The sequence below is a fragment of the Streptomyces ardesiacus genome (genome assembly GCF_003112575.1).
GTDB classification, from domain to species: Bacteria; Actinomycetota; Actinomycetes; order Streptomycetales; family Streptomycetaceae; genus Streptomyces; species Streptomyces ardesiacus.
In genome coordinates this window covers 1,545,434-1,568,288 of record NZ_BEWC01000001.1, presented here as the reverse complement: position 1 = coordinate 1,568,288, position 22,855 = coordinate 1,545,434, and the positions used below count along the sequence as shown (strand labels likewise).

At 69.8% G+C, this 22,855-nt stretch carries 19 protein-coding genes and 10 pseudogenes; 19 read left to right on the top strand and 10 right to left on the bottom strand.

Annotated features, from left to right (window positions below):
- Positions 1–449: 449 nt before the first annotated feature.
- The 3 pseudogenes from Sdi02f_RS36320 to Sdi02f_RS06890 form a co-directional block, all read right to left on the bottom strand.
- Positions 450–740, bottom strand: a pseudogene (locus Sdi02f_RS36320) (HNH endonuclease); the annotation flags it as partial.
- 49 nt (positions 741–789) lie between these two features.
- Positions 790–1,137: pseudogene (locus Sdi02f_RS06895) on the bottom strand (transposase); the annotation flags it as partial.
- Positions 1,138–1,158: 21 nt separating this feature from the next.
- Positions 1,159–2,018 (bottom strand): annotated as a pseudogene (locus Sdi02f_RS06890) (IS5 family transposase).
- Between the two features lie 805 nt (positions 2,019–2,823).
- Between Sdi02f_RS06890 and Sdi02f_RS06885 the strand changes: the two are divergent.
- From Sdi02f_RS06885 to Sdi02f_RS06860, 6 genes and pseudogenes are all read left to right on the top strand, one after another.
- Entirely contained in the window at positions 2,824–4,224 is a 1,401-nt protein-coding gene (locus tag Sdi02f_RS06885; protein WP_159107636.1) for an ISL3 family transposase, read from the top strand.
- A gap of 55 nt (positions 4,225–4,279) precedes the next feature.
- Positions 4,280–4,762: a WapI family immunity protein gene (locus Sdi02f_RS06880; protein ID WP_108932896.1), complete on the top strand. Its 483-nt coding sequence runs from the start codon at positions 4,280–4,282 to the stop codon at positions 4,760–4,762.
- Positions 4,763–4,915: 153 nt separating this feature from the next.
- A pseudogene (locus Sdi02f_RS36315) lies at positions 4,916–5,098 on the top strand (diadenosine tetraphosphate hydrolase); the annotation flags it as partial.
- A gap of 73 nt (positions 5,099–5,171) precedes the next feature.
- Positions 5,172–5,552 (top strand): annotated as a pseudogene (locus Sdi02f_RS06875) (transposase); the annotation flags it as partial.
- Entirely contained in the window at positions 5,549–5,968 is a 420-nt protein-coding gene (locus tag Sdi02f_RS06870) for a VOC family protein (protein WP_108932895.1), read from the top strand. The pseudogene Sdi02f_RS06875 and the gene Sdi02f_RS06870, both read left to right, overlap by 4 nt.
- A 196-nt stretch (positions 5,969–6,164) precedes the next feature.
- Positions 6,165–6,623 (top strand): hypothetical protein, encoded by a 459-nt coding sequence (locus tag Sdi02f_RS06860; protein ID WP_108932946.1) that lies wholly within the window; start codon positions 6,165–6,167, stop codon positions 6,621–6,623.
- A gap of 6 nt (positions 6,624–6,629) precedes the next feature.
- Here the strand turns inward: Sdi02f_RS06860 and Sdi02f_RS06855 are convergent.
- Positions 6,630–6,833, bottom strand: a pseudogene (locus tag Sdi02f_RS06855) (IS110 family transposase); the annotation flags it as partial.
- Positions 6,834–6,845: 12 nt separating this feature from the next.
- Complete coding sequence (locus tag Sdi02f_RS06850; protein ID WP_108932894.1) at positions 6,846–7,478, bottom strand: TetR/AcrR family transcriptional regulator; 633 nt, start codon at positions 7,476–7,478, stop codon at positions 6,846–6,848.
- Positions 7,479–7,626: 148 nt separating this feature from the next.
- Here Sdi02f_RS06850 and Sdi02f_RS06845 point away from each other — a divergent pair, with 148 nt between their 5' ends.
- The 10 genes and pseudogenes from Sdi02f_RS06845 to Sdi02f_RS06805 all read left to right on the top strand — a co-directional run bounded on the left by Sdi02f_RS06845 (position 7,627) and on the right by Sdi02f_RS06805 (position 14,758).
- Positions 7,627–8,352 (top strand): SDR family NAD(P)-dependent oxidoreductase, encoded by a 726-nt coding sequence (locus Sdi02f_RS06845; RefSeq protein WP_108932893.1) that lies wholly within the window; start codon positions 7,627–7,629, stop codon positions 8,350–8,352.
- 127 nt (positions 8,353–8,479) lie between these two features.
- Positions 8,480–9,455, top strand: a pseudogene (locus tag Sdi02f_RS06840) (IS481 family transposase).
- A gap of 125 nt (positions 9,456–9,580) precedes the next feature.
- A pseudogene (locus Sdi02f_RS36310) lies at positions 9,581–9,745 on the top strand (ATP-dependent DNA ligase); the annotation flags it as partial.
- Positions 9,746–10,044: 299 nt separating this feature from the next.
- A complete protein-coding gene (locus Sdi02f_RS36305) occupies positions 10,045–10,191 on the top strand; it encodes an ATP-dependent DNA ligase (RefSeq protein ID WP_245962161.1) in 147 nt (48 codons plus the stop codon).
- A 176-nt stretch (positions 10,192–10,367) separates the two neighbouring features.
- Positions 10,368–10,643, top strand: a complete 276-nt coding sequence (locus Sdi02f_RS37030; RefSeq protein WP_497594851.1) for a DUF8825 domain-containing protein — start codon at positions 10,368–10,370, stop codon at positions 10,641–10,643.
- Entirely contained in the window at positions 10,640–10,936 is a 297-nt protein-coding gene (locus tag Sdi02f_RS06825; protein WP_108932892.1) for a hypothetical protein, read from the top strand. The genes Sdi02f_RS37030 and Sdi02f_RS06825 overlap by 4 nt, the downstream gene beginning before the upstream one ends.
- Before the next feature lie 297 nt (positions 10,937–11,233).
- Complete coding sequence (locus Sdi02f_RS06820) at positions 11,234–11,935, top strand: TetR/AcrR family transcriptional regulator (protein ID WP_108932945.1); 702 nt, start codon at positions 11,234–11,236, stop codon at positions 11,933–11,935.
- A 192-nt stretch (positions 11,936–12,127) separates the two neighbouring features.
- Positions 12,128–13,273 (top strand): FAD-dependent oxidoreductase, encoded by a 1,146-nt coding sequence (locus tag Sdi02f_RS06815; protein WP_108932891.1) that lies wholly within the window; start codon positions 12,128–12,130, stop codon positions 13,271–13,273.
- Positions 13,274–13,308: 35 nt separating this feature from the next.
- Entirely contained in the window at positions 13,309–14,034 is a 726-nt protein-coding gene (locus Sdi02f_RS06810; RefSeq protein ID WP_108932890.1) for an alpha/beta fold hydrolase, read from the top strand.
- A gap of 77 nt (positions 14,035–14,111) precedes the next feature.
- Positions 14,112–14,758: pseudogene (locus Sdi02f_RS06805) on the top strand (NADPH-dependent FMN reductase).
- Positions 14,759–14,997: 239 nt separating this feature from the next.
- On the opposite strand, the gene Sdi02f_RS36300 reads toward Sdi02f_RS06805, so the two are convergent.
- Entirely contained in the window at positions 14,998–15,708 is a 711-nt protein-coding gene (locus tag Sdi02f_RS36300; protein WP_245962150.1) for a helicase associated domain-containing protein, read from the bottom strand.
- Between the two features lies 1 nt (position 15,709).
- Here Sdi02f_RS36300 and Sdi02f_RS36985 point away from each other — a divergent pair, with 1 nt between their 5' ends.
- Positions 15,710–16,498, top strand: a complete 789-nt coding sequence (locus Sdi02f_RS36985; protein WP_435799146.1) for a hypothetical protein — start codon at positions 15,710–15,712, stop codon at positions 16,496–16,498.
- 177 nt (positions 16,499–16,675) lie between these two features.
- On the opposite strand, the gene Sdi02f_RS36290 is transcribed toward Sdi02f_RS36985, so the two are convergent.
- Both Sdi02f_RS36290 and Sdi02f_RS06795 read right to left on the bottom strand, forming a co-directional pair.
- Positions 16,676–17,041 (bottom strand): DEAD/DEAH box helicase family protein, encoded by a 366-nt coding sequence (locus Sdi02f_RS36290; RefSeq protein ID WP_245962149.1) that lies wholly within the window; start codon positions 17,039–17,041, stop codon positions 16,676–16,678.
- A gap of 18 nt (positions 17,042–17,059) precedes the next feature.
- The gene (locus tag Sdi02f_RS06795) at positions 17,060–18,031 is read right to left on the bottom strand and encodes an ankyrin repeat domain-containing protein (RefSeq protein ID WP_108932889.1); all 972 of its coding nucleotides are present in this window, start codon (positions 18,029–18,031) and stop codon (positions 17,060–17,062) included.
- 208 nt (positions 18,032–18,239) lie between these two features.
- Between Sdi02f_RS06795 and tap the strand changes: the two genes are divergently transcribed.
- Together tap and tpg are read left to right on the top strand one after the other, a co-directional pair.
- Positions 18,240–20,468 (top strand): telomere-associated protein Tap, encoded by a 2,229-nt coding sequence (tap, locus tag Sdi02f_RS06790; protein ID WP_108932888.1) that lies wholly within the window; start codon positions 18,240–18,242, stop codon positions 20,466–20,468.
- Between the two features lie 15 nt (positions 20,469–20,483).
- A complete protein-coding gene (gene tpg, locus Sdi02f_RS06785; protein WP_108932887.1) occupies positions 20,484–21,041 on the top strand; it encodes a telomere-protecting terminal protein Tpg in 558 nt (185 codons plus the stop codon).
- Between the two features lie 148 nt (positions 21,042–21,189).
- Here the strand turns inward: tpg and Sdi02f_RS06780 are convergent.
- Positions 21,190–22,134 (bottom strand): annotated as a pseudogene (locus Sdi02f_RS06780) (hypothetical protein); the annotation flags it as partial.
- Positions 22,135–22,226: 92 nt separating this feature from the next.
- On the bottom strand, positions 22,227–22,790 hold the full coding sequence (locus tag Sdi02f_RS06775) for a GNAT family N-acetyltransferase (protein WP_108932886.1): 564 nt from the start codon (positions 22,788–22,790) through the stop codon (positions 22,227–22,229).
- Positions 22,791–22,855 lie beyond the last annotated feature (65 nt).

The following is a 22,855-nucleotide window of genomic DNA, read 5'->3' as shown; positions in this document are numbered from 1 at the left end:
CCCGTCCCCTGCTGACCACGCACCAAGAGCGGGGCCGGACACAAGCATCCGATGCTGTTGCCTCAGCCCCGGCCCTGACAGCACTTCGCCCCGCCGTATAACGGCGGGGCGAAGTGCTGTCAGGAGGCTGGCCCGCATGCGCGAGGCTTGCCGCTGAGCGGTGCATCGATGCGGAGATCGCAGCGCAGGTCTGCTGGAGCTGGACACCGCAGCACCCGCAAAGCCGCTCTGCCACTTCCACGTCAGCGTCCTCCAGCCCCACCCACCGCGTGAGGCCCTCAACGCCCAGCGGCCGTAGGGAAGGCCTCACTCTCCACAAGGGCCTCGACGGCCGCTGATCGGCAACGGCCGACTCGCCATGGGCGCTTTGCCATGGTTCCAAGGCCACCTCGCGTCTCAGCATCTCGCCCTGCGCCATGGGTGAAGGTCCTTATGCCGCTATCCCGTGGTCATGCGGTTGGCTCGTACGTCACGGTCTGCTCCGGACAACCGTCCGCCACCTCACGCAGCACCGCCACCTCAGCCTGGTCGGCCCGCAAAGCCCAGCGCAGCTTCATGCCCGCCCACTCAGCGACGTACCGGCAGTGCACCCCAGCTGCCGGCCGCAGCCACTCGGCCGGATCCCGGTCGGACTTGGACCGGTTGGAGCGGGCCGTGACCGCGACCAGGCTCGCGGCCGCGCCGAGGTCGTTAGCGTATGCCTCCCGGCGCTGCGCCGACCATGTAGAGGCGCCGGGGTCTGTCAAACGAGCGGGTCTGTTCCGTAGTCGGTGGTGACGGAGGGTGTCGTCAGCCCAGGAGGATCCGGTGGCGGAGGAGAGGGAAGCTCGCGCGGCCGTACATCTGGCGCTTGATCAGCTTGGTTTTGTTGTTGACGCCTTCGGTACCGCCGTTGTGGTGCGGCAGGGGGAGGGCGGCGCCGACTGCGGCGCGGTCCTTCTCGAGGCCCCGGGTGAAGGCATGCAGGTGGGGCAGGTCCTCGGCCTGGGCCGAGGTGATCCAGGTGCTCAGCAGGGTGGCATTGCCGTCGGCGGGATCCAGCAGCACGGCGAAGTGGTGGATGAGGTCGGCCAGAGCGGTCATCTCGTGGCAGGCGGTGCGGGCGGCCTCGACACGTTCCCGCTGGTGGTCCTTTAGAGGTCGTTTTCGCCCGATATTTCATCCCGGAATCGGCCATTTGGTCTGTGCTGTCGGGTCGCGCCAGGAGATGGTGTTTTCGCCGGTGAAGCGGCGGGCCATGAGGTCGGTCATGGCAATGTGGATCACGGCTTCGGAGCGGGTGGGCAGGGTTTCGTAGTCGCGGGCCAGGCGGCGGTGCAGCATGAGCCAGCCGTAGGTGCGCTCGACCGCCCACCGCTTCGGGACCGGAGTGAAACCCCTGGTCCCAGACTTTCGAGCGGTGATCTCCATGTCGATGCCGAGGGTGGCGGCATGTTCGACGAGGTGCTGGCGGTAGCCGCCGTCGCCCCAGACCCTGCGGATGCCGGGATGGTCGGCGGCGACCTGGTCCAGGAGCCGGGCGCCGGCGGCGGAGTCCTGCACGCTTGCCGCGGTGACCAGCACGGCAAGTAAAAGTCCGAGGGTGTCGGTGACGATGTTCCGCTTCCTGCCCACGATCTTCTTCCCAGCGTCGATGCCCTGGCCGGCGGCGGGCACACTGGTGGAGGTCTTGACGCTCTGGGCGTCGATCACGCAGGCCGACGGCTCGGCGTCCCGCCCTTCCTTCTCCCGTAGGAGCTGCCGGAGCAGGCCGTTGAGCTGGGCGAACACACCCTCGTCCGCCCACTTGGCGAAGTAACCGTAGACGGTGTTCCAGTGCGGGAAGTCGTGCGGGAGGTAGCGCCACTGGACCCCGGTGCGGTCCACGTACAAGATCGCGTCCATGATGTCGCGCAGGTCGCGTTCCGGCGGCCGGCCGAAGTCCAGGGCCCTGCCGCGGCGCTCGAAGCGCCAGGCCACTCGATCAACTCCCAGCGGGCATCGGACAGATCACTCGGATACGGGCGTCGCGTCGGCATGCTTCCGGCGTACCGCCGCGGACCGAGTGCGCCCAGGCGCACAGCGACACCAACGGAAGCACGCGTCCGCGAAGGCCGGGCGTCCTGGGATGAGACAGGCACAAGTCACTTCCCGCCTCACCTGTCACCCCACCTGACCAGCAAAAATCACTCCACATCTCCAGCAGCACGAGCACCACACCCGGGGGCCTGAAAACCGCCGGATACACGGGTAATCCAGGTTAAAAAGACCTCTCACAGGCCGTTGCCGAACTCTGCCTGCTGCTCGACGACGCGGAGCGGAACGGCCTGCGCGAGCGTTTCGCACAGGCCTCGGTCGACCTGCTTCGCGGGCAGGACGCCGACCGGGACGCTCTCGCGGCCGCGACGGACTTCGCAGAAAACCCCAGCGCGTACAGACACTTGCTGGCCGGGATGACATGAGCCATGCCCCCTTTGAGGAGGCACGATCTCCGCACCATGCGCCGGTGACGGACCCTACGAGCGCCCCCTGCGTGTCGCCCCGTACTCAGCGGTCAGGAAGCGGGAGAACCAGGTGCCGCCGGCCTTCTGCTCAGGCACGGCCTGGTCATGTTTGTGATGCTCGGGCACGGCCTGCGCGGCTTGACGCTCGGCGGTGATGGCGCGCTGCTTGCAGTCGTCGCACAGGTGCGGGTGGGTGTCGCGTGGGGTGCCTTCCCCACCCGGCGGGCTCGATGGCCTTCCACCGTTCGTCGGTGAACCGGGTGCCGCAGCCGGCGCACACCGGACGGCTGGCCTCCCGCTCGGCCTTGTGCCGTGCGGCGATACGGCGCAGCTCCTTCTGGTGCTCTCGTTGGCGGGCGGCGTACTCGGCTTGCTGGCGGGCGTCGTGGGCTTCGCCTCCCGCCGGACGATGGCGGAACAGGTACCAGGCCTGACGGCGCGGTACCAGCGCCGGACCACGGCCCTGGCCCGGAGGCTGGCCGTCGGCGGCCGGGCCGGTGCCCCGCTCGCCGGCTACCTGCCGGTGCGGACGAGCCGGGACGTAATCCTCGGGGAACTCCAGCGACTTCCGGACCCAGCGTCTGCCCAGGTCAGGGTGCTGGGGATCGACGAGTTCGCGTTCCGCAAGGGCGCCACCTACGGCACCGTCCTCATCGACGTCGAAACACGCCGCCCCATCGGCCTCCTGCCCGACCGCACCGCGGACACCGTGGCCTCCTGGCTCGCCGACCACCCAGAGATCGAGGTCATCCGCCGGGACCGGTGCAGCACCTTCAGCCAGGCCGCCGCCCGCGCGGCACCCGACGCGATCCAGGTTGCAGACAGGTGGCACTTGCTCCACTCGCTGGCCCGCGCCGTCGAACGGACCGCTCACCAGCACCGCGTCTGCCTGCGCAAAGACACCGAGACGGACCAGCCGCAGGAGCCTTCAGACCCGGCGTCCCTGGCCGCGCTGATCGGACCACTCGATCCGAGCGACCCACCGGACGGCCAGCTCCTGGCTCGCGTCCGTCAGTGGCACACCGACATCCACCAGCTGCGCGAACGCGGCTGGACGATCAGCCGAATCGCCGACCGCCTGGGCCGGGACCGCAAGACCGTCCGCCACTATCTGACCACTGACCTCGACCAAATCCTCGCCTCGGCTCGCGAATGCCGCCCCAACGGCCACATCAACCGCTTCAAGCCCTACCTGCAGCAACGCTTCCGCGGCGGCGCCACCAACGCCGCCGCCCTCTTCCGTGAGATCCGGGAACGCGGCTACCGCGGCAGTCGCGTCGTGGTCACCAAGTACATTTCGACCCTCCGCGCTGGCACCGCCGCCCCCGAACCCGCACGGCCGATCCCCAGCCCACGACGGATCACCACCTGGATCATGCGCCACTCCGACACCCTGACCCACAGCCAGCGCCACCAGCTCGACAGCATCCTGGATGCCTGCCCCGACCTGGCCACCGCGCGCGACCTCGCCCACGAGTTCAGCGCCATCGCCCGAGAACGCCGAGGTCAGGACCTTACGAGCTGGATGACCAGAGCCCTCGACCAAGGACCACAGCCGGTCCAGGGCTTCGCCGCCTTCCTCCAGAACGACTGGGACGCCGTCGTCAACGGCCTCACCCTGCCCTGGAGCTCCGGCGCGGTCGAAGGCCAGGTCACTCGCATCAAGCTGATCAAGCGCCGGTCATACGGCCGGGCCTCCTTCGCGCTCCTGCGGATCCTCGTCCTTGCCCAGCCTCCATGACCCGGGGCAGCCTCCTGACCTGGGGTTACCGGGCTGGATGTGACATCCTGCGGTCGTGTTTTTGAGTGATCATGCGAGTAGCGTCGAGCTCTGGCCCCTGCGCTACCAGTTCTCCGCCGCTCCGGGAGACTCGTACGACGACAACTGGCTGGTCATCGGTGGAAAGGTGACGACTCCCGAGGGCACTTGGTCGTTCGCAGATCCATGTCTGCTGACCGACGAGGCCCGTGAGGTGACCGCATGGCTGCGCGCGGTGGCCGCTGGGACAGTACCCGCGACTGGTCGGGATGCCGAAGGCGAGTTGTCTCCGGACACCTGGTTCGTCGAGCCGATCCTGGGCTTCAGCCTCGCCGATCGGAGCGAGGGCGTGGCGGTGATTCGCGTTCACCTGTCCTTGGAGGCTGCACCTCCATGGCAGCAGGGTGCTGAGAGCACGGGCATTTACCAGTACGCCGTGGAGGTACGGGCGGATACGGATGCACTGCTTCACGCCGCTGAGCAGTGGGATCTTGCTCTGGCGTTCTTCCCGCCCCGCTAACCAGCATCGTGCGACAGCGGCCTTCACGAAATATCCGCCACAGCCTTGAAAACGGCCGGGGCCGCTCCTCGCCCCACTTGCTGGGTCTTTGAACCTGTGAGGAGGGTGGGGATCGGAGAGCGGTCTTTGATCACCGGAATGTAGGTTTTGGCCATGACTGGTGACTGGCGGATGGTCCGGATCGGGGCTGCGCTGAGGGGCGAGAACCCGACCGTGCTGCGGCCGTTGACGTCGGGGTTCGCGGTGATCGGGGATGTTCAGTTCCTGCCGGGCTACTCGGTTCTGCTCGTGGACGAACCGGATGTTCAGCGGCTGTCGGATCTGCCGAGGGCCGAAGCGAGCAATGCTCAGGACTTGTGGATCAGCCCCGGGAGGGACGCGGAGGGCGTACCTTCCCGAATGATCCTACGCCGAGGACCGCTCTCACGCGGAGAAGGCGATCGAGGCGTTCGCGAAGACCTACGGCGCGAAGTGGCCCAAGGCCGTCGCGAAGATCACCGGCGACGCCGAGGAGCTGCTGGCGTTCTACGACTTCCCGGCCGAGCACTGGATCCACCTGCGGACCACGAACCCCATCGAGTCCACGTTCTCCAGGGTCAAGCTCCGCACCAAGGTCACCCGCGGGGCCGGCAGCCCGGCCGCCGCCCTCGCGATGGTGTTCAAGCTCGTCGAGTCCGCCCAGGACCGCTGGCGCGCGATCACCGGCGCCCACCTCGTCGCTCTGGTCCGCTCCGGCGCCACGTTCGAGAACGGCGTCCTGGTCGAGCGCGAGGAGGCGGTGGCCGCGTGAACCGGCCGACGCACGGAGCACTGCACCACGTCGAGATCTGGGTTCCCGACCTCGATCGCGCCCTCGCCTCACTCGGCTGGCTGCTTCAGGCGCTGGGTTACGCCGTCTCGCAGAGCTGGGACACCGGCCGCAGCTGGCTGCTCGGGCCGACCTACCTCGTCCTCGAACAGTCCCCGGCTCTCACCGCCGACCGGTATGACCGCCGTCGTCCCGGGCTGAACCATCTGGCCTTCCACGTCGAAGACGGCCCCACCGTCGAGAAACTCGCCGTCGACGCGGCCCAGCATGGCTGGAGCCTGATGTTCCCAGAACGCCACCCGCACGCCGGCGGACCGCAGCACTACGCGGCCTACCTGGAGAACGCCGACGGCTTCGAGGTCGAGCTCGTCGCGATCAACCCACACCCCAACAGGTGAGCTGATCTGATCCACAACTCTTGACTATTGCTCGGGAGCTTGCAGCGGCGGTCACCCTCACGGGTGACGATGAGCATGGTTACCCACTCGACCAGGGCATGCGGGAGGTCGAGTGCGGCAGGATAGACACCTCAGGCATGTAGCGCGTCAAGACGAGCTGGTCGTTGTTCGATTGCATCTCGCTAACATCGTGCGCATGCCTGATGTGTGGATCGGCTTCAGCCCTGAGGACCGCCGGCGGTACTGGTGGCGGAACGGCATCGTGACGTTTGCTCTTGCTGGCGTGATGGTGGCGATGAGCCTGAGCGCGCAGGGGTCTGTCGGATGGTGGCTGGTCGGGGTCTTCGGGGTCTTCTGCGTGGCTGTGGTCTTCGGCGCGATCAGCTCCATCTATGGCCGGGTACTCATCACCCCGACGGGGCTGGAGTTCCACACCTTCCTCAAGAAGCGATCCATTCCGTGGAGCGAAGTCGCCGACATTGAGAGGCGGTCGCGAGTGTTGCGGAGCGGGATCTGGTGGGATCTGCGGGTCGTAAGAGTGAATAGGCGTCCGCTCACAGTTCCGGGGACCTTCACCAACCGGACGTGGGATGCAGAACTGGAGCGGAAGCAGGCAGTCATCCAAGAGCGTTGGTCGCGCGCTATTGGTGGCTGACAGGTATCACGCAGCGAGGGCCTCGCTTGGCATAGGGAAGACGACGGTCTCATCGAAGTGTTGTCCGTGCTGAAGACAGTGGTAGAGCTGGCCGAGCATGCGGTTGAAGAGGTTCCGTTGAGAGGCTGGGTGCCAGTCTCCGTGGTCGTCGCGGCGACGCCGATAGTGGGCTTTGGCGCCGGGCGAGGCGGTGATGGAGGCGAAGGCCCACCCTCGATCGTTCTATGCCTTGTCGCCGAGGCTTGCCATAGCGTCGTGGACTTGTTGTGGGGTCGGCTGGCTCGCGGACAGGGGGTGGCGGGAGGACTCGGTGCGCAGGCCGTCTAGGAGGAAGGCGGCCTGGCGGCGCCACCCGCTTGGTGCGGCCTCGCCGGTGGCTCGGGCCAGCAGGGCATTGGCGGCAAAGGCGAATACCAGATCCGCGTTGGTGAAATCGGGACGGAGTGCGCCGGCTTCGTGGGCCCGCTCAACGATCTGCCGTGCGGCGCCCATGCTCCGGGCGCAGGCGGTCATGAGGCGTTTCGCGTTCGGGTAACGCCCGCTGACCACGTCGGCGACGGCTGGATCGGTGGCCTGAAGTTCGCAGAGCTTCTCTACGTAGTACGTGAATCCCTCCCAGGCATCCTCCAAGGACAGGGCCTGCTGGCCGACCTGGTCCAGGAGGTGTGCCGCGCGGTCGGTCACCACCTCGTCGATGAGGGCCTCACGCGTGCCGAAGAGGTTGTAGAGGGTGCCGTGGCTCACGCCCGCCCGCCGGGCGATCTCCTTGAGCGGCACCTGCAGACCGCGTTCCTGGAAGAGCTCGGCGGCGGCTGCTCGCAGCTTCTCCGCGTTCCGTTGCGCGTCGGCCCGCATGTGGTGTTCCTCCTGGTCCCCTGGCCTGGCGTATCCCTCGCCGCGTGCTGCCGGTCGGCAGAACGTGATCCTCGGGTCAACTTGCATGCTACCGTCGAGCCGTAAGTTGACCAGCGGGTCAAGATGACTGGAGCGAGGAGTCCACCGCATGTCCAAAGTGATCGCCGTCTTCGGGGCTGGCACCGGTCTCGGCGCCTCCGTCGCCCGCCGCTTCGGCCGCGAAGGTTTCCGTGTCGCCCTGGTGGCACGCCGCGAGCGGCGCCTCGATGCCCTCGTCGAGCAGCTAGCGGTGGCCGGCATCGAGGCGGCCGGGTTCACCGCCGATCTGTCCAGGCCCGCTGAAGTGCCGGCCTTGGTGGCGAGGATCCGCGGCCGCTTTGGCCGCGTCGACGTGGTCGAGTACGGGCCGTTCAGCACCGAGCAGAGTCTGATTCCAGCCGCCGAGATGGATGCTGCCGCCCTGGAAGAGGCCATTCCGATGTTCTTGCTGACGCCGGTGGAAGTGGTACGTGCGGTTCTGCCGGAGTGGACAGAACGGGGCGATGGAGCCTTCCTCCTGACCACCGGCGTCACGGCCGTCTGCCCCATGCCCCGGCTCAGCGGACTGGCCCCCGTAGGCGCCGCCGCCCGTAACTACCTGCACTCCCTCCACGGTGAGCTCGCTGAGGCGGGAATCTATGCCGGCACCCTCTCCGTCGGTGCGACGATCGACCGCAGCGAGTTGAGCGCCCTCATCGCCAAAGCCGGAACCTCCACTGGATCGACTACAGAGTTCCCGCTCGTCGACCCCGACGACCTCGCCGAGCAGTACTGGGACATGTACACCAAACGAGACCGGATCGAGCAGCTCTACCCACAGCCCCAGAACGTGTAGCCCAGGACGCGCTCACGACCGGCCCCGGCGCCGTCGCGCGCGGCGAGGACCGTAATCCCCACTCAGGGGCGAGGAGATGCGGCCGTTCCTCACCTCCACGCATCTTCCCACCACCGCAAAGGTCGTCGTGTCTCACCCCAATGCCCGGCTGACCATCCACGGCCGCAGGCTGCTGGTCGACCGGGTTCGGTCCGGCAGACCCGTCGCCCACGTGGCCGATGAAATGGGTATCTCCCGCACCACCGCTCACAAGTGGGTTCGGCGCTGGCGCGCCGAAGGCGACGCGGGGCTGTATGACCGCTCCAGCCAGCCCCGGACCACACCGCACCGCACGCCCGCAGACGTCGAGAACCGCATCTGCGAGCTGCGGCGCGAGCGCAACCTTGAACCCGCACACATCGGACCGATCCTGGCCATTCCAGGCTCGACGGTCCACCGCGTCCTGACTCGGCACTGCCTGAACCGCCTGCGCTGGGTGGACCGACCTACCGGCCAGGTCATCCGCCGCTACGAACGCCAGCGCGCCGGCGAACTCGTCCACGTCGACATCAAGAAACTCGGCAGCATCCCCGACGGCGGCGGACATCGGATCATGCCCCGCCAGCAGGCCACCAACAATCGGCAGAACACCACCGCAATCCGTAAGGACGGCAGTCCTGTGATCGGCTACAGCTTCGTCCACACCGCGATCGACGATCACTCCCGGCTCGCCTAGCGAGGTTCTGACAGACGAGCGTAAGGAGACCGCCGCCGCCTTCTGGCACCGCGCGGACGCCTTCTTCGTCGACCACGGCATCACTGTCGAACGCGGCCTCACAAACAACGGCTCCTGTTACCGGTCCCTGCTGTTCGGCCAGATCCTTAGCGCTGCTGGCATCGTCCACAAACGCACGCGCCCCTATCGCCCCCAGACAAACGGCAAGGTGGAGCGCTTGAATCGCGCCCTGCTCGACGAGTGGGCGTACGTGCGCCCGTACTCCAGCAACGCCGAGCGCACCGAAGCCTTGGCAGACTTCCTCCGCACTTACAACTACCACCGGTGCCACACCGCACTCGATGGTCAGCCATCCATTAGCCGCGTGAACAACCCTGCGGGACGGTGATCTGGTCGTGTGGGAATCCGGCCGCCTGGCTTTCGAGCGGCTCCAGCAACGCCTCGCCCGCCGCCGCGGTGCCAGCTCCCAGGAGGCCGCGCGCCTGGCCCGCTCACCTGATTGTCTTCGACCTGATGCGCCAGGGCAGCACAGACCTCACCCCCTGGCCCTACAGCCGACGCAGGACCGCGCTCGAGGAACTGTTCTCCGAGAACGGGCTGACCGCACCGCTCACGCTGTGTCCGTCGACCACCGACCCGGACACCGCCCGCGAATGGCTGGCCTGGGCGTCGGCCGGACTGGAAGGCCTCGCCTCCAAACCGCTCAGGGCCCCCTACCGGGCGGGCGCCAGAGCCTGGGCAAATACAAGATCCGCACCACGCAGGACGCCATCGTGGGTGCCCTCACCGGCCCTGTCGTCGCACCGCGCACTCTGCTGCTCGGCCGCTACGACGCCGCCCGCCGACTCCGATACACCGGCCGCACCACTACCCTGCCCCGCACCACCGGGCCCGCACTCGCTGAGCTGCTCACCACCACTGACGCGGGACACTCATGGACAGGCCGGACGTTCTCAGCGGGATGGGGGACCCGTGCGGTGGTCTCCGTTCATCTCGTCCGGCCCGACCTCGTCGTGGAGGGGGAGGTGGAGGTCGACGCCGCCGCCCGATGGCGGCACCCTGCTCGCCTGCACCGCACTCGCCCCGACCTCACCCCCGCCGACATCACGCCCTTCGACCCGTGACCATCGCAGCCGGGCACTGTCCGGCGCTCGGATTAGGCTCACCGGCATGAGCACCCCCGTCCCCGACACGTTCGATCCGCATGCCTTCCCCGCCGACCTGATCGCCACCCAGCGCCAGGCCGCCGAGCTGTACGCCGCCCTGCGCCCGTCCAGCCGAGGGAGGCGGGCCGGCCGGGGTGTTCCCTGCCTCGCTCCGATTCCTCGGGCCAGCCGTCGTGGGGCTCGCGGGACCAGGGGAGGGTGGCCTGGTGGGTGCGGCCGAGGCCAACGAGTTCGACCGGCTCTTCGACGAGCCGCGCACGGCCACGGCACGGGTGCAGTGTCACCCGTGGTGGGAGCGCTGCGCGGCCGAGGGCATCAAGGGCGAGGCCATGGTCGCCGCGCGCCAGGCACTCAGGTACGCCGAAGGCGCTGTCCCTCTCGGCCGGTGTGACGTAGAAACAGCTGCGTGACCGCCAAGTACCAGCGGATCCGGGTCCGCATCATGCGTGTGGGTCCGGACACCGCACACGTCTCCGTCCCGTCATACGCCGCCGGACAGATACTCGTGGCCGTGCCCACCTTCGACCTCATGCCCGCCACCGGCATGACCCGGGCCCAGCTGACCGGAACCGACCTCACAGCCACAGCAAACGCCGACGCCACGACGGACACCGCCCTCCACCTGCACGACTGGGAGACAGAGGCACCGCTCCCCGCCACCGGCCCGGGCTGGATGGCCAGCAACAAACCGCCTTCTCGCTAGGGCGTTTCCCTCCGAGCCGAGCCCAGCAGCTTGTGCGCAGCCTCCGACATCCGCTACGCCCTCGAGTAAGCGGTAGAGACCACGCTCGCCCGCTATGCCTCCGATCGACCAGCCTGATCCAAAGCTGGAATTCGTACGCCGCCGCCCCAGCGCCGGAAGGGCCCGCGGAGACGCGACCGTGCGGGTCGCCGCTGTCGGTAAACGATCGTTTACCGACAGGCGGCGCGGGGACGGATGGAGCGCCTGCCTCTCCTGTCGGCCACACAGTGCGCGAACGCGTTCGTTACGATCGGCGCCATGAGTGGAAGACGAGAGCCGGTCAGTCGCCGTGAGCGCCCGGCCAAGCCCGCCCTGTCCCGCCGCTGGATCGTGGAGACCGCCGTGCGGATCATGCGCGCGGAAGGGCTGGAGAAGGTGACGATGCGACGCTTGGCGCAGGAGCTGGATACCGGGCCGGCATCGCTATACGTCTATGTCGCCAACACCGCCGAACTGCACGCGGCCGTGCTGGACGCGCTGCTCGGCGAGGTCGACCTTACCGGCAGCCGCAGTGCGGGCGGTGACTGGCGCGAGGAACTGTGCGCCGTGATGACCTCGTACACCCTGGTCCTGTTCCAGCACCCGCAGCTCGCCCGGTCCGCGCTGGTGACCCGGCCCAGCGGGGAGAACTACCTCCGCCTGGTCGAGCACGTCCTCGCCCTCCTGGCCCGCAGCGGCGCGGCCCGCGAGCAGGTGGCCTGGGGCGTGGACAAGCTACTCCAGGACGCGACCGCCACCGCCGCCGAGCAGTCGACGCGGGAGCATGACCCGACCTCGGCCGACGAGTGGAACGCCACACTGCGCGCGCTGCACTCCGTCAAGGACTCCACGCACCCGGCGATCACCGCGCACATGCCCGACCTGGTCGGCGGCACGGCCGAGGAGCGGATGCGCTGGAGCTTCGACGTCCTGGTCAACGGCATCGTCCATACCCCCCTGCCCACCCCGCGGAAGAGCTGAGTCCAGCCCGGCGCCGGGGACGGTGCGACCACCACAGTGTGGCGAACTTGTTCGTACCGAACATGTTCGCTACGTTGGATGGTGGCCGTCGATGCTCCCGTGCCGCAGCAGCGCGCGGGGTGCGCCGGCCGGCCGGCCACTGCGGGAGCTTCCCGGCGGCGGCCGTACCAGCACCGTCTGCGGAGGCACATCATGAGCACTGAGCACTTCCCCGTCGCGATCATCGGCGCCGGCCTGGGCGGGCTGGCTGCGGCCCGGGTCCTGCACGTCAACGGCATCGAGGCGGCGATCTTCGAGCTGGAGGCGTCGCGGGAGGTCCGCACCCAGGGCGGCATGCTCGACATCCATGAGGAGAACGGACAGAAGGGCCTGCGCGCGGCCGGCCTGTTCGACGGCTTCGAAAAGATCATCCACGAGGGCGGCCAGGAGATGCGCCTGGTGGGGCCCGACGGCGTGGTGCGCATCGCCGAGGAGGACGACAACACCGGCGGCCGTCCCGAGGTCGACCGCGGCGACCTGCGGGACCTGCTGCTGGACTCGCTGCCCGAGGGCACGATCCGCTGGGGCCGCAAGGTGACGGCCGTGCGTGCGCTGGGCGAGGGCCGCCACGAGGTCACCTTCGCGGACGGCACGGCGATCACCACCGACCTGCTCATCGGCGCCGACGGCGCCTGGTCGCGGGTGCGCACCCTGGTCTCCGACGCCAAGCCCGCCTACACCGGCATCTCGTTCGTCGAGACCGACCTGCACGAGCCGGACGTCCGCCACCCCGGCCCGGCAGCCATGATCGGTGGCGGGTTCTTCATCTGCCTCGGCGAGCAGCGCGGCTTCCTCGCGCACCGCGAGACCGACGGCAGCCTCCACGTCTACACGGCCCTGAAGAGCGACGAGGGCTACCTCGACACCATCGACTTCACCGACACCGACGCGGCCAAGGCCGCCGTGCTCGCCCACTTCGAGGGCTGGCACAAGGACCTGCGCGCACTGGTCGGCGACGCCGACGGCGCCCTGGTGCCCCGTAAGATTCACGCCCTGCCCGTCGGCCACCGCTGGGAGCGCACCCCAGGCGTGACCCTGCTGGGCGACGCCGCTCACGTCATGTCCCCCTTCGCGGGCGAGGGCGCCAACCTCGCCCTGTTGGACGGAGCCGAGCTGGGCCTGGCCATCGCCGCCCACCCCGGCGACACCGAGGCCGCCCTCGGCGCCTACGAAGCCGTCCTCTTCCCCCGCAGCGAAGCCTCCGCCGCCGAGTCCGCCACCAGCCTGACCACCCTCTTCAGTGACGACGGCCTGGAGCAGATGGTCGCCTTCTTCACCCACGGCCCCGACGGGCAGTGACCACCCGCCCCTACGCCCACCAGGGAGCAAGCAGCATGACCACGATGCACACCGTGGGGATACGGCCCGGCTTGGAGCTGCGGGTGCGGGACGCCGGACAGGGCCCGGCCGTCCTCCTCCTTCATGGCGCGCCCGGCCCCGCGAGTGTCACGCCGCTGGCGCACCACCTCATCTCCACCGGCCACCGCGTCCTGTCCCCGACTCATCCGGGCTGGGACTTCACCACCCGCCCCGAGGACCTCGACTCCGTGGCCGCCCTCGCCCGCGTCTACCACGAACTGCTCGCGCAGTTCGGGCTGCGGGATGTGACGGTCATAGGCACCTCCTTCGGCGGCTGGGCGGCCGTCGAGCTGGTCCTCGCCGACCAGGAGAAGCGCATCTCCAAGCTCGTCCTCATGAACGCCATCGGCCCCGAAATCCCCGGCCACAGCGTCACCCTGCCCAGCCCCCCACCGGGAACTCCCGGCCCCGCCGGTGCCGAGGGCAGGTCCGACCCGCCCGCGCACCTGTTCACCACCCTGCACGCCTACACCGGCCCCGCCATGAACGACCCCGGCCTGCTGACCCGCCTGCCCGGCGTCCAGTGCCCCGCCCTGGTGCTGTGGGGCAGCGAGGACACGGTCATCATCCCCGGCTTCGGCCGCGCCTACGCCGCCGCCCTGCCGCACGCCGAGTTCGTCCTCATCCCCGGCGGAGGCCACCTGCCCATCCGGGAACAGGCCCCGGCCGTCTTCGCGGCCCTCGACACCTTCCTGTCCTGACCCGCACCCGAACGCCCGCCCCTTCCTCCGGTGCCCCGGTGCGGGGACGGGCGCCCTACACATCCGAAGAGCACAAGATGACGAAGACAGCGATCATCCTGGGCAGCACCCGAACCGGCCGCGTCGGCGCCGCTGTGGCCGACTGGGTCCACCAGCAGGCCATCGAGCGGGGCGACGCCAAGTACGCCCTCCTCGACCTCGCCGAGGTCGGCCTCCCGCAGATCGACGAGCCCATCCCGCCCGCGTCCGGCCGCTACACCCAGCCCTACGCGCGCGCCTGGGCCGAACCCGTCGCCGCCTACGACGGATTCGCCTTCGTCACCCCGAGTACAACCGCTCCTCCCCCGGCGTCCTGAAGAACACCCTGGACCGGGTGTACGCGGAGTGGAACAACAAGGCAGCGGCGATCGTCTCCTACGGAGTCGACGGCGGCGTCCGCGCGGCCCAGGCCCTTCGTCCCGTCTTCGGCGCCCTCCAGCTCGCCGACGCCGGCGCGGACGTCACACTGAACCTGCGCACCGACTTCCGCGACTTCGGCCCCGCCTTCACCCCCGGCGAGCACCAGACGGCAGCCCTCGACGCACTCCTGGGACAACTCGTCACCTGGAGCACCGCCCTCGCCGCCACCCGCACCCCCAACGCCGACTGCCCGACCGCCGCCGGGCCCCTCGAGCCGGGGCCGTGGCGGCGCGCTGCCCGTCCCGCGCGGCAGGCAGCCACGTGAGGAGATCTCCCACAGCACCTCCGCTGCGGCCCGGACCAAAGACAGTCCAGGCCGCCGCTCCGCTCACCACGCAGCCGCCTGAGCGAACCTGTTCGCCACAAACGTGCTCGTTACCTTGTGGCGGGCCGGGGCGAGGGGGTTGGTGTCGGGGGTAAGACCGAGAGCGGTCATGAGGTGCTGCTGGCCGGGGCGGAGGGCGGACCAGGTGGTGAGTTGGCGGTGGAGCCAGGAGCCGATCTTCACCCCGGCCAGGAGTGTGTCGCGGGTGAGGGCGGCCAGGTCGGCGCCGGTGGCGAGGTGGGTGCGCAGCAGGTGGTACTTGCGGTGCCAGTCCGGGCCGTGCGGGAGGCGCCAGTCGGGGGCAAGGGCGGTGAGGGCGTCGACGCGGGCGGCATCGAGGGTGTTCTTGGTGGCGAGGTGGCGTTGTTCGGCGAGCCAGGCGCCGACGGGGTGGCGGGGGCGGCGAGGTGGCCGTGGGTGTGCAGGTAGTCGGCGGCGGTGGCGAGGCGGGCGCGCCAGGCGGCTTCGCGCTTGTCCCAGATCATGCCGAGGGCGTCGAGTTCGGCGGTCCAGTCGGCTTCGAGGCGGCCGGCGGTGCGGGCGTCGCGCATGGTGGTGATGAAGGTGCCGAGCCGGTAGCCGGTGGGGTCGGTGTAGTCGGCGGGGACGTCGAGGTGACCGTACTGGTTGCGGTAGGACTGGGCGGCGGCCAGGCCGAGGCGGCGGGAGCGGGAGACGGCCGGGTCGCGGGGGTCGAAGGAGGCCAGGTCCATCGCGCGGGCGATGCGTTCGGGGTGGACGGTGAAGTCGAAGTGCCAGCGACGCGCGATGACGTCGCTGGTCTCCTTCGGCAAGCGGCTGGCCTTGTCCGGGAGGCGCTCGAGGATGCGGTGGTCGTGGCCGGCCAGCGCGCAGACGATCGCCCACACCGGCTCGTAGGCGGTGCCCAAGATGTCCGGGGACGATCAGAGAGGCCGTCTTGCCGGACACGTCCTGGCGCAGGGCGCGGCCGAGGGCTGGACGCAGCGGAGGACGCTGCGGGTGGGGTCGGCGAAGACGATCGCGTCGACGGAGGGGATGTCGACGCCTTCGGCGATCAGGCGGGAGTTCGCGAGGATCGCGCAGTCGGCGGCGGCGAACGCGGTGAAGGTGTCGGCGCGCTGGGCGGGGGTGTGCTCGCCGTGGGCGAAGAACAGCTGCGGGGGTGATGTCCGGGACGAGGGCGGGATCGGTGCGGGCCAGCAGGCGCAGGGTGTGCGGGAGTTCGCGGGTGAAGCGGCGGGCGTCGGAGACGAGGTTGAAGTAGACCAGCACCTTGCTCAGGCCGTGTTCGGTCATGGCGCGCAGGACGCCGAGGTGCAGGGCAGTGGTGCGCAGCGCACCGTCGTTCTCCGCCTCCCCCTCCCCCGTGGGGGCGGTGCTGGGCGGGCCTGCGAGGGCGGGGAAGTTGAGGCGGCGGCGCAGGTCGGTGTCGGTGAGGGTGGGCACCACGACGCGGTAGTCGGCTGCGCGGCCGTCGGACACGGCCTGCGTGAGCGTGTATTCGAAGACCTTTTTGCCGTAGACGGCCTGGTTGTCTATGGGGTTGACGAACGCGCCCGCGTCCGGCCCGGCAGCGGCGATGCGGCGGCGCGGGCGGGTCAGGTCGGCGGACTCGGCCAGCTCGGGTGCGGCGAAGATCCGCGGGGTGGCGGTCATGTAGAGGCGGCGGTCCGCGGCGGATCCGCTGGGCGTCGTTGACGATGGCCCATTTCTTGTCGGCGCGGCCGGCGATCCGGTGGGCTTCGTCCATGACGGCGAGGTCGAACGGCGGCACCGCGTACCCGGTGCGCTGGGCCTGCTCGATCTTGTCCAGGGAGTCGTAGGTGCAGATCACCGTGAGCGCACGGATCTGGTCCCCCTCCCCCACGACCGACATCAGTCCGCCCAGCGCGTGCGGGTTCGTGGTCGACATGACGCGGGCGGCGACCAGGTCGTCGCGGCCGCTGGTGTCCAGGGAGAAACGATCACCATGTGCTCCAGGTGGTGATCGCGGCGCCAGGCCAGCGCCGTCTGCGCGGCCAGGTCCAGGGTAGGGACCACGAACAGCACCAGCCGCGCGTCGAGTTCGTCCGTCACCCGGATCGACACCAATGTTTTGCCGGTGCCAGTCGCCGACACGAACAGCGCCCGCGTCCCGGCACGCCGCAGGTGCCCGGCCAGCCGCTTGACCGCCTCGGCCTGGTCAGGAAAGAGCCGCGCGCGCTCAGGGCGGCCGGGGCGCAGCCGTTCCACCACCGTCATGACAGCTCCTCTCTGATTTCAGAGACTCCAGTAGTCGCGGCGGGGCAGTTCGACCCACACATCGGGCGGTCCGGTCACGGCGCGCCTGTCGATCAGGCGCAGTCCTGCGAAGGCGCAGGCATAGGCGACGGCGTTGAGGTGGTACAGGTAGGAGGCCAGCACCTGCTCGGAGGTGTCGTTCTCGCCCGGTCCTCCGCCGGGGTGCAGGTCCCAGCCCTCGATCGTTCCATGCCGGGCGATACTGCCCTGGTTGCCGCTCTTGGGATTGGCGTAAAGGCCGTAGCAGAGGGTGCCGGCGGACAACTGGGCCAGCACGCCCGGCATCTGCGGCGCGTATCCCCAGGGCTGGGTGACGACGCAGCCGCCCGGCACGGACGTCACGCCGACGATGTGCTGGCTCTCGTCCATGTCGTACGCGTGGGGCTCCTCCAGCATCTCTTTCAGCACGTCGAGGAGTTCGCCGTCCACCACCGGCGTCGCCTGCAGACGGCGCACCGCCTCGGCCGCGTCGATGCCCGCCACGCAGGCCAGGCCGGTGCCGTCGTAGTAGAACTCGCCCAATGCTGTGGTGAGGCGATGGGCCTCCTGCGCTGCAGCACGCTCGGTGTCGCTCAGGGACACCCCTTCCGGTACCGGGAACAGCTGGGGCGTCGGTCCGGCCAGGCTCAGCCGCCCCGGTGACCAGCCGCCGAGTGACGGCCGCCAGGGGTCGGCCCCGGCGGCGGCGAGTGCCCGTGCATTGGCCGGCTTCCTGGACAGGACGGCTTCCCACAGTGCCGTCACCCCGTTCTCCAGCGCGTCCACGTCAGCAACCCGGCGGGCCAGTTCCGTAACAGCCTCCGGGGAGCCGTACACCGCTGCCCGATGCAGGGGCCTCATCCTCCGGTTCCAGCTCTCCGGATCGGCGCCTTGGTCCAGGCGTCGGCGGATGTCGTCGGCATCCGTCCAGTCCCAGCCCATGCCCGCCCAGCCGTCACTTGCTGCCGCCACCGCTCCCCCTCGCACACGTCGCATGCGCTCGTGCCACTTCGACCCAGCCCTCTAGTACACGTGCGCTACGGGCCGCTGGCTCTCACCAGGTCCATTGACCGGACGTTATCACCCCGAACACCGTTCGTACGCTCAATGTACGCGATCCATACGTAGTTAGTACGTGATAGGTGCGTTTCAGGGGTAGGGTCAGGGACGGAGGTGTCCCATGTCCGAGTTGTTCGACGCGGTCGACGCGCTGGTCGCGTCCCGCTCCCCGCTGCCGCCGCCGGCTGAGCGCAGGCGGCTGCGCCAGGCGCACGCTCTCACCCTGGAGGAGGTGGCCGCCGCTCTGGGCGTGCGGCGGGCGACCATCGGCGGCTGGGAGTCGGGCAAGGCCGAGCCCCGGCCCCCGGAGCGGGAGGCGTACGCGCGCCTGCTGAAGCAGCTCGCCACGCTCTACCCCGCCCCTCAGAGCACCGGCGCCCCGCAGGAGGACACGGGCCCCGCAGCGCCCGCAGCGCAGGCGCGGCTCACGGGCGGGGCGGCTGAAGCTGCTGCCACGGCTGAGGCCGAGGAGCCGTCGGCTGCTCCCCCAGCGCCCGTTCCGCACGCGGCAGCGACACGGCGGCCGGTGCCGCGTGCCGAGCGGGCGCCGCAGAGCTCGCGGCGCCCCACTGCAAGGAAGGACGCTCCGGCGGACACCCCCGCGCCCGGCGGCGTGTACGCGCACGGTCCGCTGCTCGTCCTCGACGCCGACACCGAGCGGCAGGTGACCGGCTACGGCGTCGGCGGTCTGATCCTGGACGTGCCCGCCAAGTCCCTGCCCGCGCTGGTGGAATGGACACTGACCGAAGCCCGGCTGGGGTCGGAGAAGCTGCACGGCTCGGGCAAGGACGGCGACCCGCTGCTGGTGCTCACCGCGGCAGCGTGCGCGCGCTACGGTCTGCCCGCCGTCTTGTCCGAGGCCGAGCAGCTTGCCGGGCGGCTGCCGGAAGGACACAAGGTCATCAAGCAGCTTGAGCGCGCCGACTGGCAGCTCACCAAGCGCGGGCTGGGGCCGTGGGCGCGGATCTACCGGCCCGCCCACGGCAGCCGCCGCCAGTGCGTACAGCTGTGCATCCCCTCCTGGCGCGCCCTCGACGACCGCGCCTGGGGCCATGCCGCCCGGCTGGAGCCGGCGGAGCTGGCTCGCGTGCTGGGCGTGTACGCGGCCCGGGTGATGACGCCGGTCGGCTCCACCGCCGTGACGGGACTGCAGCTGATGACCGCGCTCAACCCCCCGACCCGCGCGAGCGAGCCGGACCAGAACGGCAAGCGGCACCGCGAGCACCGGCCCGGGTCCCTGGGCACGCAGCCGATGGACCCCGCGCCGTGCGAGGCGACCGACGGACACCCCGTCCTGGCCCACCTGCCCCGCTTCCACGTGCGCGGCCCCGACGAAAGGCTGTTCGAGGAGGCCTACGACTGGGCACGGGACCTCACCGACGCCGAGTGCATGCAGGGGCACTTGGTCGGCCTGGATGTGAACCTCGCCTTCGGGGCCGCCGCCAACGGGGCCGTCGTCGGCCTGGCATCGCCGCCCGTGCACGTCACCGAACCGGTCTTCGACCCAGCGGTGCCCGGTTCCTGGCTGGTCGACCTCTCCCACGTCGACCTGTCCCGGGTGAAGGTCGCCAAGCAGTGGCGCCGACTGGAGGGCCACCTGCTGCCCAGCCCGTTCACGCCGACCGGCAAGCGCCCCGAGGGCCCGGCCTGGTACGCCACGCCCACCGTGGCCTACGCCGTCGAGCTCGGCTACGACGTCGCACCCCTCGAGGCGTGGGTGCGCCGGGAGAGCGGCCGGTTCCTGGACGGCTGGTACAAGCGGCTGCGCGATGCCTACGTCGCCACCATGGCGGACCTCGGCGTCACGGAGAAGCTGCCCCCACACCAGTTCCTTCAGGCGATGGACGGCTACAAGGCCCGCGATCCGGAGCTGGGGATCGTGGTGGACGCGGTCAAGATGACCGTCAAGGGCGGGATCGGCAAACTGCAGGAGAAGGCCCGCGGGGGCGGCTGGAAGCCGGGGCAGGCCTGGCCCGCCCTGGCCCGCCCGACCTGGCGCCCGGACATCCGCGCCACCGTCATCTCCCGGGCCCGCATCAACATGCACCGCAAGATGCTGAACCTGGCGGCGGCCACCGGCCGTTACCCCGTCGCGGTCCTCTCCGACTGCGCCGTGTACGCGGCCGACGGCCCCAGCCCCCTGGACGTGCTGCCCTACGGCGCCGACGGCAAGACCGTGCCGGGCAGCTTCCGGCTCGGCATCTCGCCCGGGATGGTCAAGCACGAGGGCACCCAGAGCGTGCTGTGGGGCGCGGACGTGCTCGAGCAGCTCGGCGCCGACGGCCACGTCGCCAACCTCGCCCGCTACATCAAAACCGGCGAGGTCACCGCCAAGGACACCGGAGAATAGGGAGCGTTGCAGGCGATGGTCACGGTGGGAGAAGAACTCGACAAGGCCGTGCAGGGCGCGTTCACGCGTCCGGTCCCCAAGTCGGCGGGGGCACAGATGCGTTATCTGGTCCGGCAGCACCAGCACAGCACCCGGCGCGTGGCCGAGCTGCTCGGCATCAGCCAGCGCACGGTGGAGCGGTATGTGAACAACCAGTTCAAAAGGCCCCGGCCACAGCTCGCCCACCGACTGGAACGTGAGGTCCGTACGCGCTGGCAGCCGCAGATCAGGGCCAAGGCGAAACAAGCCGCGGCCACCACGAGCGGCATCATGATCGATGTACAGGCGAGATTCGGCTACACCGCCGCCGCCGGCAGCACCGACCAGGCCCGCGTACGTCACCTCACCCTCGCCCTGCCGCCCCACCACGCCGCCAGCCTCCTCCAGGCCCAGGAGGCCGGCGTCGACGAAGACGACCTCCGCGATCTCGCGGCCGAGGCCCTGGGAGAGGTCTACTTCCGCGACAACGGGCGCCGCGCCCACGGCCTCGAAGTCGAACTCAAGGACATCGTCGACCTGCAGTTCGAGCTGTAGGCAGTCAGAGCGCTGGAGCCGGAAGCAGGAAGGGCGTCGAGCCAAAGCACGATAGCTGTCACATAGCAGGCTGGTGTGCTGTCACCAGAGCCACCGGGCGGCGAGTGTTGAGCGGAGTTCTGGACCGGGGTGCAGTCTCAGCCAGCCACCCGGGTTCCCACTTGCGCCGGCGCAGTACGAAATCGCTGAAGAGATGTCGGCTGCGGTCGAGCAGTTCACCCACCTCCGCATCGCCGCGCCGGCCGTCCGGGGACGGTCGCCAGCGCTGCACTGATTGCGCGGCCCAGGTGCGCAGCTTCATATCGCGGTCTGCGAGCAGACCGACCGCCGCCCGCTGCGCCACGATGCCGCCGTGCGCGTCGAGCAGCCGGAACGCGCCGACGCAAACGTGCCGCGGCCGCTGGGAGCTGGTGCGCTCCAGTAGCCGGTCGGCGGGCAGTTCCTTGGCCGAGGGCAGCAGGACGGTGGCGGTCTCGCGGACGACCTCGGCGGCAGGGTCGTCGAGGAGCGGCCGCATCTGCTTCACATCCGCGCAGTCCAGCGCCCGCAAGCCTGCCACGGCTCGCGCCCGCACCCCGGCCGCCGGGTGCGCGAGCAGCGGCCGCAGCAGCCCGGCGTCCGCGCGGTTCCCGCACTCGGCCAACCCGATGACTGCGCCGGGCAGCAACTCGGATTCGTTGGGTGCCTTGCAACGCTCCCGGTACCAGGCCGCCGGGTCACCACCCTGCTGTCGTACGACGTTGCGGGCACACGCACGCACGAGCGCGGAACGGTCACTGAGAAACGGCTCCGCCTGCTTCGAGCGCCCTGCCCGTCTCAGCGCGGTGACGCCGGCCGACCGGACACGGGGGCTGCGTGCGGACAGCAGCGGAGGCAGCACACTCTCGTAGCCCTCCTCATCCCGCGGAGCCGTGAGCGCCGCTGTGGCACACAGGTCCTGGACCACAGGGTCCTGGTCCCGGGCGGCCGCGCCGGCCAGCTCGGCGGGACGGAGCAGTTGGCCGTCGACGGCCAACCGGTAGGCGAACCGACGGACGATGCGGTCGGGATCAGTGAAGAGAACAACAAGCTGCCCGGGGGATGCCTGGCGCAGCGAGGTGCTCCTCACCACGCATATCGTGATCATCTCGCATGAAAGACCGCGAAGCTCCAGCGGGGCACCGCCGGGCCCCGTGCGTGCTCAGGTCAGCCTTCCCGGCGGAAGTCCAGCATGTAGAAGACCTTGTCGTAGCGGCGTTCGCCGACGGCGACGAAGCCGGGCAGACGGCCGTATTCGGTGAAGCCCAGCGACCGGTAGAGGTGCAGGGCATTGGCGTTGTCGCCACGGGCGTCCAGAGTAAGGACCTCGATACCCACCTCCCGGGCGTCAGCGATCAAGGCAGCAGCCAGCGCTCGGCCGACACCACGACCATGGGCAGCAGCATCTACCGCGATCTTCTCCAGATCGGCGTGGGGACGATGGGTCGGTCGGGCGTAGCGGAGCCAGTACCCCAACCCGACAAGCCGACCCTCGAGGTAAGCGGCCCGCAAGGCCGCATCCCCGGCCTGCACCGCGGAGACGACGTGGCCGAGAAGTTCCGCCACCTCATCCCGCGAGGGCGGTTCGACCCAGCCCAGTGCAGCACCTTTACTGACCAGGCCCGCCAGGATCTGGTGGGCCGACTCGGCAAAACCGGCCTCCAGCTCCGGATCGGAAGCCAGCTCCATAGCGTCAAGGACGGCAGGCTCCGTGGTCACACCGCTGGTCATGGCCGCATTCATGACCCGCAGCCTAGGCCACCCCAAGACACAGCCGAGACGCGGCACTCCAGCCT